This window comes from Actinacidiphila sp. bgisy160, from assembly GCF_965342435.1.
GTDB lineage: Bacteria > Actinomycetota > Actinomycetes > Streptomycetales > Streptomycetaceae > Actinacidiphila.
Window position 1 is genome coordinate 15,396 of sequence record NZ_CBDRCM010000011.1, and the last position, 13,629, is coordinate 29,024.

15 protein-coding genes are annotated in these 13,629 nt (G+C 71.4%); 8 read left to right on the forward strand and 7 right to left on the reverse strand.

The annotated features are described in order from the left end of the window. Positions 1-112: 112 nt before the first annotated feature. Both ACRWNP_RS12190 and ACRWNP_RS12195 read right to left on the reverse strand, forming a co-directional pair. Positions 113-757: a TetR/AcrR family transcriptional regulator gene (locus ACRWNP_RS12190; RefSeq protein ID WP_431961127.1), complete on the reverse strand. Its 645-nt coding sequence runs from the start codon at positions 755-757 to the stop codon at positions 113-115. Then, positions 754-2,358, reverse strand: a complete 1,605-nt coding sequence (locus ACRWNP_RS12195) for a DHA2 family efflux MFS transporter permease subunit (protein ID WP_431961129.1) — start codon at positions 2,356-2,358, stop codon at positions 754-756. The genes ACRWNP_RS12190 and ACRWNP_RS12195 overlap by 4 nt, the downstream gene beginning before the upstream one ends. Positions 2,359-2,529: 171 nt before the next feature. Here ACRWNP_RS12195 and panB point away from each other — a divergent pair, with 171 nt between their 5' ends. The 4 genes from panB (at position 2,530) to ACRWNP_RS12215 (ending at position 5,459) form a co-directional block, all read left to right on the forward strand. Next, positions 2,530-3,411, forward strand: a complete 882-nt coding sequence (panB, locus tag ACRWNP_RS12200) for a 3-methyl-2-oxobutanoate hydroxymethyltransferase (protein ID WP_431961130.1) — start codon at positions 2,530-2,532, stop codon at positions 3,409-3,411. A 202-nt stretch (positions 3,412-3,613) separates the two neighbouring features. After that, the gene (locus ACRWNP_RS12205) at positions 3,614-4,159 is read left to right on the forward strand and encodes a hypothetical protein (RefSeq protein WP_431961131.1); all 546 of its coding nucleotides are present in this window, start codon (positions 3,614-3,616) and stop codon (positions 4,157-4,159) included. After that, complete coding sequence (locus ACRWNP_RS12210) at positions 4,159-4,752, forward strand: sigma-70 family RNA polymerase sigma factor (RefSeq protein WP_431961132.1); 594 nt, start codon at positions 4,159-4,161, stop codon at positions 4,750-4,752. Before ACRWNP_RS12205 ends, ACRWNP_RS12210 begins: the two co-directional genes overlap by 1 nt. Next, complete coding sequence (locus ACRWNP_RS12215; protein ID WP_431961133.1) at positions 4,749-5,459, forward strand: anti-sigma factor family protein; 711 nt, start codon at positions 4,749-4,751, stop codon at positions 5,457-5,459. The genes ACRWNP_RS12210 and ACRWNP_RS12215 overlap by 4 nt, the downstream gene beginning before the upstream one ends. Positions 5,460-5,689: 230 nt before the next feature. Here ACRWNP_RS12215 and ACRWNP_RS12220 read toward each other — a convergent pair whose 3' ends face one another. After that, positions 5,690-5,908, reverse strand: a complete 219-nt coding sequence (locus ACRWNP_RS12220) for a hypothetical protein (protein WP_431961134.1) — start codon at positions 5,906-5,908, stop codon at positions 5,690-5,692. A gap of 189 nt (positions 5,909-6,097) precedes the next feature. Beyond that, positions 6,098-6,304, reverse strand: coding sequence for a hypothetical protein (locus tag ACRWNP_RS12225; protein ID WP_431961135.1), 207 nt, complete (start codon positions 6,302-6,304; stop codon positions 6,098-6,100). Positions 6,305-6,653: 349 nt separating this feature from the next. Here ACRWNP_RS12225 and ACRWNP_RS12230 point away from each other — a divergent pair, with 349 nt between their 5' ends. Genes ACRWNP_RS12230 through ACRWNP_RS12240 form a run of 3 tightly spaced genes read left to right on the forward strand, consistent with a single transcriptional unit; the run spans position 6,654 to position 9,518 of the window. Beyond that, entirely contained in the window at positions 6,654-7,634 is a 981-nt protein-coding gene (locus tag ACRWNP_RS12230) for an ATP-binding cassette domain-containing protein (RefSeq protein ID WP_431961137.1), read from the forward strand. Next, entirely contained in the window at positions 7,631-8,452 is an 822-nt protein-coding gene (locus tag ACRWNP_RS12235; protein WP_431961138.1) for an ABC transporter permease, read from the forward strand. The genes ACRWNP_RS12230 and ACRWNP_RS12235 overlap by 4 nt, the downstream gene beginning before the upstream one ends. A 10-nt stretch (positions 8,453-8,462) precedes the next feature. After that, on the forward strand, positions 8,463-9,518 hold the full coding sequence (locus ACRWNP_RS12240; RefSeq protein ID WP_431961139.1) for a PHP domain-containing protein: 1,056 nt from the start codon (positions 8,463-8,465) through the stop codon (positions 9,516-9,518). Between the two features lie 74 nt (positions 9,519-9,592). Here the strand turns inward: ACRWNP_RS12240 and ACRWNP_RS12245 are convergent, their stop codons facing one another. After that, complete coding sequence (locus ACRWNP_RS12245) at positions 9,593-10,468, reverse strand: ATP-dependent DNA ligase (protein ID WP_431961140.1); 876 nt, start codon at positions 10,466-10,468, stop codon at positions 9,593-9,595. A 14-nt stretch (positions 10,469-10,482) separates the two neighbouring features. Continuing rightward, complete coding sequence (ligD, locus tag ACRWNP_RS12250; protein ID WP_431961141.1) at positions 10,483-11,382, reverse strand: non-homologous end-joining DNA ligase; 900 nt, start codon at positions 11,380-11,382, stop codon at positions 10,483-10,485. Between the two features lie 41 nt (positions 11,383-11,423). On the opposite strand from ligD, the gene ACRWNP_RS12255 reads away from it, so the two are divergent. Then, positions 11,424-11,600, forward strand: coding sequence for a Ku protein (locus tag ACRWNP_RS12255; protein WP_431961143.1), 177 nt, complete (start codon positions 11,424-11,426; stop codon positions 11,598-11,600). Positions 11,601-11,770: 170 nt separating this feature from the next. Here ACRWNP_RS12255 and ACRWNP_RS12260 read toward each other — a convergent pair whose 3' ends face one another. Continuing rightward, positions 11,771-13,591 (reverse strand): hypothetical protein, encoded by a 1,821-nt coding sequence (locus ACRWNP_RS12260; RefSeq protein ID WP_431961144.1) that lies wholly within the window; start codon positions 13,589-13,591, stop codon positions 11,771-11,773. Between the last annotated feature and the right edge of the window lie 38 nt (positions 13,592-13,629).

A 13,629-nucleotide genomic window follows, 5' to 3' on the forward strand; every position in this document is an offset into this window, starting at 1 on the left:
TAGGGGATCGACGACCGGAGGACGGGACTCGCCGGGCGACGGTTCCCCACCGCCCCGGCGAAAACGCGCCCTGTGACAGAATCAGGACATTCCCCCCTGTTCGCCGACGGGTTCAGCGTCCGGTGCGGACGCCCTGCAGCACCGAGTCGACGATCAGCTCCGACAGCCCCTCCGGCAGCGCCGCGTCCGGCCGCAGCATCGAGCGCGACAGCATGGGGCCGATGAAGAGGTCCCCGAGGAGTTCGGGGTCGATGTCGTCGCGGAGTTCGCCGGTGCGGATGCCCTGCCGCAGGACCTCGCGCACCTGGGCGCGCCGGGCCGCGATGACGGTGTCATGGTAAGCGGCCCACAGCTCCGGCTCGTTCTGGGCCTGCGCGAGGACGTTGCGCAGCAGGGCGGAGGAACGCTTGACCAGGGCCCTGCGCCGTATGAACTCGACGCAGGTGACCAGGTCGTCGCGGACCGAGCGGCCGGTGAGCCGCGGGGTCTGCTCGTCGACGGACTTCATCACGTCGAGCATCAGCGCGTTCTTGCCCGCCCAGCGCCGGTAGACGGTGGCCTTGCCGACCCCGGCGGCGCGGGCGATGCGCTCCATCGACAGCTCCCCGATCGTGGCGCCCTCCTCCAGCAGGCTGAGGACGGCCTCGATGATCGCGGTGTCGGCGGCGGCGTTGCGCGGGCGGCCGCGCGGGAGGCGCAGGGCGGGCCCGGAGACCGTGACGTCCTCCGGCTCCGCCGCCGCCCGGGTCCCGGTCACCGCTCCGCCCCCACCGGGCTGGCCTCGCGTTCGTCTCCGCCGGCGGGGCGCGCCCCGGGGGCCTTGCCGGGCAGGAAGACCAGGACGACGAGCATGCCGAGCAGCGCGACACCGCTCGCGACGTAGGCGGTGACGTGCATGGCGTCGAGGAAGGCGTCCGTGGCCGGGGCGATCAGCGCCTTGCCCGTGGGGCCCATGCCCTCGGCCACGGCGCGCGTGGCCTCGATGGACTCGCCGGCCTGGTGCTGCACACCGGCGGGGAGGCCGGTCAGGTGGTCCGCGATGCCGTCACGGTAGACCGTCGACATCAGCGAGCCCAGGACCGCAACGCCGAGCGCGCCGCCGACCTGCCGGAAGGTGTTGTTGACGGCGGAGCCGGAGCCGGCCTTCTCGCGCGGCAGGGAGGACATGATGGCGACGGTCGCGGGCGGCATCACGTGGGCCATGGCCGTGCCCATGAGGAAGAACAGCACCTCCAGCTGCCAGATCGGGGTGTCGGCGTCGAGCAGCTGGAAGCCGACGAAGCTGAGCGCTATCAGCGCGAGCCCGGCGGCGCAGGTGGCGCGGGCGCCGATGCGGTCGACGACCAGCCGGGCGCGGGGCGCGAAGACGAGCTGGGCGACGGCGAGCGGGAGCAGCAGCAGACCGGACTCCAGGGCGCTGTAGCCCCGGACGCTCTGGGTGTAGAAGACCATGAAGAACGTCACGCCCATGAGCGCGAAGAAGACCAGGCCGATCGCGGAGACCGAGGCCGAGAAGGTCGGGTTGCGGAAGTAGGAGACATCGAAGGCGGGGTGGCTGCTGCGGGCCTCGTGCCAGACGAAGGCGCCGAGCACCACGAGACCGCCGACGATGGTCGTCAGAGGCGTGGCGGCGGTGAAGTCGGCGAGCTGGCCGCCCTTGATGATGCCGTACACCAGCAGCACCAGGCCGACGATGGAGAGCAGGACGCCGACGGGATCGAGCCGGCCCGGCCGCGGGTCGCGGGAGTCGGGGACGATGAGCACCATCGCGACCAGGGCGACGGCGATGATCGGTACGTTGACCAGGAAGACCGAGCCCCACCAGAAGTGGTCGAGGAGCAGTCCGCCGGTGACCGGGCCGATGGCTATCGCGAGGCCCACGGCACCGGTCCAGATGCCGATCGCCTTGGGCTGCTCCTCGCGCTCGAAGACGTTGATGATGATGGCGAGGGTGGCGGGCATCACGAAGGCACCGCCCAAGCCCATCACCGCGCGGAAGCCGATGAGCTCGGCGGAGGAGCCGGCGAAGGCCGACAGCACCGATCCGACGCCGAACACGGCCATGCCGAACAGGAGCACTTTCTTGCGGCCGATGCGGTCGCCGAGCAGGCCCGCGGTGAACAGCAGGCCGGCGAAGACCAGCGTGTAGGAGTTGATCGCCCACTCCAGCTGGCTCTGGGTGGCACCCAGGCCGGTCGGGGCGGGCTCGGCGATGGTCTTCATCGCGACGTTGAGGATCGAGTTGTCCAGCACCACCACGAGGAGGCTGAACAGCAGGACGGTCAGGATCGCCCAGCGGCGGCGGTGGACCGCCTCGGGAACGCTGAGGCTCTGCGGCTTCGCTATGTCGGCGGGCATGCGGCCAACGTAATCCCGATTTCCGATACGGGACCGTCTCGTATTGTAAAAGCTCGGCAAAAGGGGGAGTGACGGACTCCCCCCCTTTGCGCGCACGGCGGCGCGTGTCAGCATGGAAGCGGTCCGGGGACGCCGTCAGGGCGCCTCGAGATGACACAAGGAGCCGTTGCAATGACGCATGCCGTTCCGGCTGCCCAGACGCCCGCTCAGCCCGCTCCCGACAGCAGCAAGGCGCTGTACGGAGGCAAGGGGACACGGCGGATCACCGTCCGGGACATCGCCGCCGCCAAGGAGCGCGGCGAGAAGTGGCCCATGCTCACCGCCTACGACGCCATGACCGCCTCGGTCTTCGACGAGGCCGGCATCCCCGTACTGCTGGTCGGCGACTCGATGGGCAACTGTCACCTCGGCTACGAGAGCACCGTCCCCGTCACGCTGGACGAGATGACGATGCTCTCCGCCGCCGTCGTGCGCGGGACCAAGCGCGCGATGGTCATCGGCGACCTGCCGTTCGGTTCGTACCAGGAGGGCCCGACGCAGGCGCTGCGCAGCGCGACCCGGCTGGTCAAGGAGGCCGGGGTGGGTGCCGTGAAACTGGAGGGTGGCGAGCGCTCCGCCCAGCAGATCGACCTGCTGGTCCAGGCCGGCATCCCCGTGATGGCCCACATCGGCCTCACCCCGCAGTCGGTCAACGCCTTCGGCGGCTACCCGGTCCAGGGCCGCGGCGAGGAGGCCGCCCAGCAGCTGCTGCGCGACGCCAAGGCCGTGCAGAACGCCGGCGCCTTCGCCGTCGTGCTGGAGCTCGTCCCGGCCGAGCTGGCCGCGGAGGTCACCCGCATCCTGCACATCCCGACGGTCGGCATCGGCGCGGGCGTGGAGTGCGACGCCCAGGTGCTGGTCTGGACCGACTTCGCCGGGATGACCGGCGGCCGGGTGCCGCGCTTCGTCAAGCAGTACGCGGCACTGCGCGAGACCCTCGGCGGTGCGGCGAAGGCCTTCGCCGAGGACGTCGTGGGGGGTGCCTACCCGGCCCCGGAGCACAGCTTCCACTGACCCTCCGACGACCCGTCGCGGCGCCGCGCGCGACTTCCCCCTGAGGCGGTGCGAACCACCGCCGGCTTCCGCCCCGGGAACCCCCTCCCCGGGGCGGAAGTTTTTTCCGGGGACGTTGAGCACACCGGCCCCCACCCCCGTATGTGTGGGCAACCGCCCACCAGGGGCGGAGCACCGACGAGACAATGCCGGGGGCCTTGGCATGAACGTTCAGAAGTTGCGCCGATCAGTGGGGGCGGGGGCACTCGCCTCCGCCGCCCTGATCGTCGCCACCGCCTGCAACGCGGGCGTCGACCATGCCAGTCCCCCGGTGGGCGCGATCCAGGCGTCGCAGCCCGCACCGGCGCCCGGCCTCCGGACCGTCGACAACGCCCAGCTCGGCAAGCTGGTCACCGACGAGAAGGGCTGGGTGCTGTACCGCTTCGAGAAGGACGAGCCCAACCCGCCGACCTCGAACTGCACCGGCGAGTGCGCGACCCGGTGGCAGCCGGCCGCCGCGGTCTCGGACACGCAGGTGCAGGGCGTCGACCAGAACCTGGTCGGCAGCGTCAAGCGTCCCGACGGGACCATGCAGCTCACGCTCAACGGCATGCCGCTCTACCACTTCACGGGCGACCAGAACCCGGGCGACACCAAGGGCCAGGGCGCCGACCGCTCCTGGTACGCGGCCACCCCGGACGGCGCGAAGGCCAGGACGCCCGCGCAGCCGAAGAGCGCCTCCACCGAGACCGGGTCAGACGGGTACTGATGGGACAGCAGGCATTGAGAGGACTCGACCCCCGGCGATCAGTAGGGCAGGATGCGCTCGTGGCCGACCATCGCTCAGGTGGGGTCCCCGAAGAGGACCTCATGCGGGCGCTCTACCGCGAACACGCGGGCGCGCTCTTCGCATACGTTCTTCGGCTGGTCGGCGGGGACCGCTACCTGGCGGAGGACGTCGTGCAGGAGACCCTCCTGCGCGCGTGGAAGAGCGCGTCCCGGCTCGACCCGGGCGCCCGTTCCCTGCGGCCCTGGTTGGTGACGGTCGCACGGCGGATCGTGATCGACGGCCACCGCAGCCGTCAGGCACGGCCCCCGGAGGCCTCCCCGGCCGCCCTCGACCAGCTCCCGGCCGAGGACGAACTCGAACGCTCCCTGAGGCTGATGACGATCTCCGACGCACTGGATGATCTCACCGAGGCCCACCGCCAGGTGCTGATCGAAACGTACTTCAAGGGCCGGACGGTCAACGAGGCCGCGGCGACGCTGGGGGTACCGCCCGGCACTGTGCGCTCGCGCGTCTTCTACGCGCTCCGCTCCCTGAAAATCGCTCTTGAGGAAAGGGGTGTGACCACCTCGTGACGGTCTACGGTTACGGCTCCGGGGCAGGTACCCCCCACGACCCGCACGTCGACGTCGGGGCCTACGTCCTCGGCGTGCTCGACGACGCCGACATGGCGCGCTTCGAGCAGCACCTCGCCATCTGCCACCAGTGCGGACAGCAGCTCGACGAGCTGAGCGGCCTCGTGCCGGTGCTCGCCGAACTCGCCCCCGCCGGCGCCGGAGTGCCCGTCCCGCCCAGCGGCGACAAGGTGCTCGGGAGTCTCCTCGGCAAGGTCTCCGGCGAGCGCAAGACCCGCGCCCGGCGCAGGATGTTCGCGCTCGCCGCCTCGGTGGCGCTGATCGTGGCGGGCCCGACCGTCGCGGTGCTCGCCTCCGGCGGCTCGGAGGGCACCCAGGCCAGGGCCTACGCGGAGCAGTTCAAGGGCACCGACAACTCCACGGGCGTCAAGGCGACGGTCGGCGTCAACGAGAAGAAGTGGGGCAGCGAGGTCGGCCTCACCCTCGCCGGGGTCCAGGGACCGCTCACCTGCCGCCTGGTCGTCGTCGGCAAGGACGGCTCCCAGCAGACGGTCGGCACCTGGAGTGTCCCGACGGCCGGCTACGGTACCTCCGACCAGCCCAATCCGCTCACGCTGGACGGGTCGGCGGGGATGCAGCCGGACGACATCTCCCGCTTCGACGTCGTCACGTCCCAGGGGCAGCGGCTGGTGTCGGTCACCACTTGAGCCCTGCGGGGGCACCGAAACGCAAGGGGACGCGCGATGCGCGTCCCCTTCCCGCCGTTCTCGTGCCGGGGGCCCCACCGGAACTGCGTCCGGTGGGGTCCTTTTCGCAGGTGGGCGGCAATCTATCGGTCCGCTGAGTCCGTAGAAGTCCGCTGACGTCCGCCATTGTTGCCGTCAGCGCTGCCGTCAAAGGTCTAGACCTTGCCTTTCGGGGGCTGCGACCGTGCGAGCTACGCGGTGATGAGTTCCAGGCCGTGGTGCATACGGAAGTCGTCGAAGTCCTTGACGTTCAACGTCGCCAGCGGGAGGCCGTGTGTGAGGCAGCAGGCGGCGATCCACATGTCGTTCATCGGCCGGGGCCGGCCTCGAAGCAACCCGGCGGCTGAGAGGGCTCCGTAGGTGTCGGCCACGTCCTCGTCACCGGGCAGCATCGCACTCCTGCCAGCCATTCGGCGAGAATGGTGCGGTTTCCCGGCCCCCAGTGGCGAACCTCAGCCCACTTGGCCAGCTCTGCGCGCGTGACGAACGTGATGATCGGCTGCGTGTTCACCAGCCTGGTCGCCAGCGCAATCGGCAGACGCTTCTTGATGATCAGGGAGGAGACGTCGGAACGACCGTGCGCATGCTCGCTGCTCAGCTCAGGCCACGTCGCGGCGGCGCTCGGCGTACGTGAACGCCAGGAACTCGTCCAGTTCCTCGTCCGACTCGAAGATGTCGGCGGACATGGCCTCCAGGTCGGCGAGCGACTGGATCGGCTTGGCGTTCTTGGCCCGGACCAGTTCCTCGACCGACAGCCGGGGCCGGCGCGGCGGGATCACAGGATGGTCAGCGCTGCTCGTGCTCATGGCGACCTCCGCGTTCCGTCCAGTGTGCTTCCTCAAGGCAGCATAGGGCCGTCCCCGGCCATCGGGTACCGACTTCACCCTACGGAGTAGCCCTCCGGACACACGTGCACGCGGACGGTGAGGCAGCGCTCGGCGGAGGCGAAGTCGACCCGTCCCAGGGCCTTGGCCGAGTAGACGGTGTCCTAGCGCGACCCACGGACGGGCCGCACGGCTTGACCTGTATAGGACATGTCCGGATCCGGCAGTCCTGGCACCGAGTGCCACCACCCTCGCCAGGCGTCGGCCGGATGTCGGTGAGGCGTCAGCGATATGTCGGCGCCGTGTCGGTGGGGTGCGCGACCGTGGCGGCATGACACAACGAGATGCCAAGAGCGCGGACGCCGCCGTCAGGGTGCGCGGGCTCGTGAAGCGCTACGGGGAGACGAAGGCCCTCGACGGGGTGGACCTGGACGTGCGGCAGGGGACCGTGCTGGGCGTGCTGGGGCCGAACGGCGCCGGGAAGACGACGCTGGTGCGGATCCTGTCCACACTGATCCGGCCGGACGCCGGCACGGCGACGGTGGCCGGCTACGACGTCATGGCGCAGCCCCGGCAGCTGCGCCGGGTGATCGGGCTGACCGGGCAGTACGCGTCGGTCGACGAGTCGCTGTCGGGCCGCGAGAACCTCTACATGATCGGCCGGCTGCTGGACCTGGCCCGCCGCGACGCCCGGAGCAGGGCGGACGAGCTGCTGGAGCGGTTCTCGCTGACGGACGCCGCCCGCAAGCCCGCCAAGGAGTACTCCGGCGGCATGCGCCGCCGGCTGGACCTGGCGGCGTCGATGATCGGACGCCCGGCGGTGCTGTACCTGGACGAGCCGACCACGGGTCTCGACCCCCGCACCCGCAACGAGGTGTGGGACGAGGTGCAGAACATGGTCGCCGACGGCTCGACCGTGCTGCTGACCACGCAGTACATGGAGGAGGCCGAGAAGCTCGCGCACGAGCTCACGGTCATCGACCGCGGCCGGGTGATCGCCGGGGGCCGGGTCGAGGAACTGAAGGCGAAGGTCGGTGGCCGGACGCTGCAGGTGCGCCCGGTGGATCCGGGGGCGCTGGACGCGATGGCGGCGGCGCTCGGTACAGGGGCGCAGGCCGTGCCGGACCACGCGAACGGGGTGCTCAACGTGCCGATCCTCAGCGACGGACAGCTGACGGAGATCGTGGGCGTGCTGGGCGCGCACGGTTTCGCGATCGCCGGCATCGACACCCATCTGCCCAGCCTGGACGAGGTGTTCCTGGCCGTCACGCGCGGCAGCGGCACCCGGGACCGAGAGGAGCTCGCGGCATGACCGCCGTCACCGTCCCCTCGGGGAGCACCAAGGCCGCGGCCGCCGATCCGCGGATCGGGCTGCGGGCCAACCTGCGGCACATCGGCGCACTCGTGCGGCGCAACGTCCTGCAGATCCGGCAGGACCCGGAGTCGATGTTCGACGCGCTGCTCATGCCGATCGTCTTCACGCTGCTGTTCGTGTACGTCTTCGGGGGCGCGCTCGAGGGCAGCCAGGAGAAGTACGTCAACTACATGGTGCCCGGCCTGATGGCCATGATGGGCATGAACATCGCCATGGCCGTCGGCACGGGCGTCAACTCGGACTTCAAGACCGGGGTGATGGACCGCTTCCGGACGATGCCGATCGCCCGCTCCTCCGTGCTGATCGCGAAGATCGTGGTGGAGATCGGCCGTGCGCTGGTCGCCACGGTGATCCTCCTCGTCATGGGGTTCATCCTCGGGCTGCACGTGGACAACGGTGTGTTCGGGCTGCTGGGCGCGGTGGTGCTGTCGCTCGCGTTCGGGGCCTCCCTGATGTGGGTCTTCATCCTCCTGGGTCTGGTCGCCCGGACCCCCCAGTCCGTCCAGGGACTCGCCGTGATCGTCGTCCTGCCGCTGCAGTTCGGGAGCTCGATCTTCGCCAAGCCGACCACCATGCCGGGCTGGCTGGAGGCGTTCACCCGCTACAACCCGCTGTCCAACCTCGCCGACGCCTCCCGCAACCTGATCAACGGTGGTGCCGTCGCGCACTCGGTGATGATGACGGTGATGTGGGCCGTGGGCATCACGGTGATCAGCGCGCCCCTGGCGGTGGCGAGGTTCCGCGACAAGACCTGATCCTGGAGGCATGGACCCCGTCGAGGCGCTGGACCGGATCGCCTTCCTGCTGGAGCGGGACGGCGCCCCGACCTACCGGGTCCGTGCCTTCCGCGGCGCCTCCGCCGCGGTCGCCGCGATGCCGCCGGAGGAGCTCCGGCGGCGCGCGGAACGGCCGGGCGGCCTGGAGGAGGTCAAGGGCCTCGGCCCGAAGACCGCCGCCGTCGTCCGGGAGGCGCTGGCGGGCGACCGCCCCGCCTACCTGACCCGGCTGGCGCAGGACACGGCGGACGCGTTCCCGCGGCCCGGCGGCGACGCGGGGCAGCGGATGCGGGCCGCGCTGCGCGGCGACTGCCATCTGCACTCCGACTGGTCCGACGGCGGCAGCCCCATCGAGACGATGGCCCGCACCGCGATGGAGCTGGGCCACGAGTGGGCGGCGCTCACCGACCACTCCCCCCGGCTGACCGTCGCCCGCGGGCTGACCGCCGAACGGCTGCGCGCCCAGCTGGAGGCGGTGGCCGAGCTGAACGAGCGGCTGCCGCCGTCCTTCCGGCTGCTGACCGGCATCGAGTGCGACATCCTCGCGGACGGCGCGCTCGACCAGAACGCGGAGCTGCTGGACCGGCTGGACGTGGTCGTGGCGTCCGCCCACTCCAAGCTGCGGATGGACCGGGACGAGATGACCCGGCGCATGATCTCCGCGATCAGCAATCCGCTGGTGGACGTGCTGGGCCACTGCACGGGGCGGCTGGTGGCCGGCAAGCCGCGCCCGGAGTCGGAGTTCGACGCGGACCTGGTCTTCGCCGCGTGCGAGCGCTTCGGGGTGGCCGTGGAGATCAACAGCCGCCCGGACCGCCTCGACCCGCCGCGCCGGCTGCTGCGCAAGGCCGTGGAAGCCGGGGTGCTCTTCGGCATCGACAGCGACGCCCACGCCCCCGGCCAGCTGGACTGGCAGATCCTCGGCTGCGCCCGCGCCGAGGAGTGCGGCGTCCCCCCGGAGCGCGTCGTCAACACCTGGGACGCGGAGACCCTGCTCCGCTGGGCCCGCACCCGCGAGGTACCGGCCGCGGCGTCCCAGGGCTGAGCCGCTGCCCGGTCCGGGCGCGCAGGCAGCCGTTCAACGGCCTTTCGGGCGCCGGGTGGTGGCCGCCTCGCCGGTCACGCGTCGGGCCGCAGCCGCAGCACCGTGGTGAGGGCGTGGCGGCCCTCGCCCTGGAGGATCTCGACGGGGAGGGGGGCGGGCAGCGGGCGGTAGGGGGTGCCGTCGTCGAGGGCCGGGCCGAGCGGAGGCGGCGGGGGGACCAGGAGCGCCGCGAGCTGGGTGCGCAGGGAGGCGTCGAGAGGTGCGGAGGCGAAGGGGCCGTCGCCGAGGTCGAGAACGAGGGCGCGGGGGGCCCGGGGAGTGCCGGTGAAACCGATGGCCTCGGCGTCCTGCGGAACGGCGTGGCGGAGCTTGAGCCAGTCACGGCGGTCGGGGCGGTAGCGCTGGCCGCGGCCCTTGACGACGAGGCCCTCGATGCCGGCCGGGGCGAGCGAGGCGTACCACTGGAGCGCCTCGTCGCGGTCGGTCGTCATGGGAACGGCCTGCAGCGGCGGCCCGAGCGGCTCCAGCAGGGCGACGAGGGCGGCGCGGCGCTCGTCGTAGGGGCGGCCGCGCAGGTCGGTGCCGCCGGCGGCGAGCAGGTCGAAGGCCGCGTAGTTGGCGGGGAGGACGGGGCCGCGGGTGGAGCCGCGCAGGGCGCGGCGCTGGAGGGCGCCGAAGTCGATGCGGCCGTCCCGCCAGATGACGACCTCGCCGTCGAGGACGGTACCGGCTGGCAGGGCCCTGGCGGCCTCGGCGATCTCGGGGAAGGTGGCCGTCACGAGCCGGCCGGAGCGGGTCTGCAGGCGCACGGGGCCGGTGAGCACGACCATGCGGTGGCCGTCGAACTTGGGCTCGTAGGCGCAGCCGCCGGGGAGGGCGTCGGCCGCGGGGACGGCGTCGACGCGGCGGGCCAGGGCGACGCGGACGGGGAGCGGGAGGGGATCGGTCACGAGGGGGCCGCCCGTCACGGCAGGGTGCCCCGCCCGGCGGCGTCGTCCAGGGCGGCGAGCAGGTCGCCGCGGTGGGCGGCGCGTTCCAGGACCTCCTCCGGGGTGAAGGCGAGGTCCTCGGCCTTCCGGCACGAGGCGATCTCCTCCCACGTGACCGGGGTCGCGACGCCGGGGCGGTCGCGCAGCCGCAGGGTGTACGGGCAGGCGGTGGTCTTCGCGGAGGCGTTCTGGGACCAGTCGATGAAGATCTTCCCGGCGCGCAGGCTGCGGGTCATGGAGAAGACGACGAGGCCGGGGTGCTCGTCGCGCATACGAACGGCGAGCGCCCTGGCGTAGCCCGTGGCGGCGGCCTCGCTGACGGGCCGCAGCGGCGCGTACAGGTGCAGCCCCTTGCTGCCGGAGGTGACGGGGGAGGTGGTGAGCCCGTCGTCCTCCATCATCTGCCGCAGACGTTCGGCGACCCGGCAGCACAGGACGAGGTCGGCGCCCTCGCCGGGGTCGAGGTCGAGGACGAGCCGGTCGTGGGCGTCGCGCCCGCCCGCCACGGTCCACTGGGGGACGTGGACCTCCCAGCCGCCGAGATTGGCCATGGCGACCAGGGCGGGGGTGGAGTCGACGACGACGTGCGGCTCGTCGGCCTCCCCGGCGGTGGTCACCCAGTCGGGCGTGCCGGCGGGCGGGCGTTTGGCGAACCAGCGCTGGGCGTGCGGGCCCTCCGGAGCGCGGACGAAGGAGGCCAGGCGCCCGGTGGCGTGCGGCACCAGCACCGGGGCGATGCCGGCGTAGTACCGCAGCAGCTGTGCCTTGGTGTGACCGGTGACCGGGAAGACGACCTTGTCCAGGTGGGTGAGGACGACGCGGCGGCCGTCCACCTCGACCGTCTGCCGGTCGGGCGAGGCTGAGGGGGCGGGCATAGTCTGGAAAGTCCCCGGAAAGGGACGAAAGTATGCGATCCATGTGGAAAGGTGCGATCGGCTTCGGACTGGTCTCCATTCCCGTCAAGCTCTACGCGGCCACCGAGGAGCACGGCGTCTCGCTGCACCAGGTGCACGCCGAGGACGGCGGTTCTCTGGGGGTGCGGGCTGTTCCGGCGAATGACGGGCCGAATCTGTGCAGCTCAGCACCGGCGTAGCCGAAACTATCGCGTGCGACACCTGTGGCGCCATCACCCTTGGGGGTGGTCGCTCACAACGCTCGGTTGCAGCGCCGCCACGCATCGGACGACCTTGGCCAGCACGCGCCAAGGTCGTCCGTGAGATGACGCGGTTCAGGGCCGCGTATCGATGGGTCGAAGGCGGTTGGTCAGACGCTGTCAGGCCAGGGGAACCCGAGCTCCTCGGCTCGCTCGCGGCTGCCGCCGCACACTCGTGCGTAGGACTTCGGGTCCTCTTCGCCCAGCCGGCGCAAGGCGGCGGCGGCCTGCGCCTCGGGCGTTGTGCCGTCGTCCGGAATGACCCAGCGGAACTGGAGGGGACTGTCGGCTCGTTCCGGTCTGCCGGACGCCAGCCCCGGCACATACCAGAAGGTCACCTCGGCGGTGTCGGGGTCATCGAAGCCGCTGCTGATCCAGCCTCGGCTTGCATCCCATTGGCTCAACAAGTCCGGCTCCTCGATCAGCCCCGCCTTGATCAGGCGGGCGATGGTTCGTGCCCGCCAAGACCAGGAGCTGTCGGTCTCCGCCCTGGCGATCGCAGTGTCGTACTCGGAGGCGTCGAACCAGTACGTGGGCAGCTCGGGCGCGGGCTCGCGAGAGCCCGGCAGTGTCTGCCGCCACTTCTCCCACACCACCTGGTCCGCGTCTCGCCGGATGGTGACGTAGAGCGCGCCGCAGCACCCCTCGGTGCAGGAGGCTTCCGCGAGTTGCACTTCGCGGGGCTCCTCACCGGCGCGCAGGCGGCCATCGTCCAGTAGATACTCGGGGCTGTGGACGGGACCGCGGCCAAACGCTGCCGGGACCACCGGCCGGCCATCGATGAGCACTCGTGTCTCAACGGGATTTCGGTCCGCAGGGTCGCCGGCCACCACCTCGATGCGGAACTTGTCGGGCGTCGCCGGACGTGTGAACGGCTGCCGTCCGGTGCGGCGGATCCAGTCGGATCGTCGCCGCTTGTCCTCTTCGCCTCCGGTCGCGCCCGCCACCGCCCATCGGGGCTCGGCCAGCAGCCGCCCAAGCGATTCCAGCAGTGCCGCTCGCCGTCCGGGCGCCCAGTCCAGCAGCACGCCGGTGCCGCTGCTCAGGTCCAGGGCGAGCGATAGCAGCATGGCTGCGTTGTCGAGGGTGGGCGGCAGCAGATCGGACCGAGTGACGACCCTGTCGTACACACGGAGCGCGTCACGGTAGGCCAGGAGGTCGGTCGGATCATCGCGTGAGCATCCCATCCGGACGAGCAGCCTGCCCGCACGAGCGAGCAGGCGGGTGTCGGAGGGATGGTGATCGAGTAGGTCGGGCAGGTGGGAAGCCTCCGCGATCCGGCGGGCGACCGCGCTGCTGACGAGGCGTGGTGAGTCAGGAAGCGCGACCAGCTCCGGGCGCACGGCCTGCCGGTCAGCTGTCCATAGGGCGTGGACGAGCGACTGCAGCTCGTCGCGGCGGGCGTAGACCACGAGCCACACGACAGCCGCGGATTGGCGATCGAGGTTGTCGAGCGCGTTGACAGCTGCGCCGGTGAGATCCCGGAACAGGCCGAGAACAGAGAGATACGGGACGTCCTCGGGCTCGCCGAGGCGACCCAGAAGGGCGATACCCACGGTGACGGCGGACGCGGTCGTACCGGTCCGGATCAGCCGCCGCCCCAAGGCCCGGGCCGCACCAACCTGTTCGGCTGGCAGTGCCAGGCCGGCGACGCTGGACTTGATCAGGTGCCTGTGGCGATCCTGAATGCCAAGTCGCTCGAAGCGGCGATGCAGGGTGGCGGGGTCATCCGGGAGTGGGCTCAGCGCTTTCAAGATGGCGCTCTTCGCCTCTTCTCGAGGAAGCAGATCCTCGCCCGCTGCGTTCTTCTGCGGCAGCGAATAGCCGCGTCGGAGCGGGACACCCTCGGGGGACTCGCGCAACAGACGTAGGGCGTGGTCATACAGAGCAGTCGGGGGAGTGAGCGCCTTGCGCTCTTCCTGGGCGCTCACAGGGTGAAGTGGGACTCGATTCCGTAGGTCATGTGCGC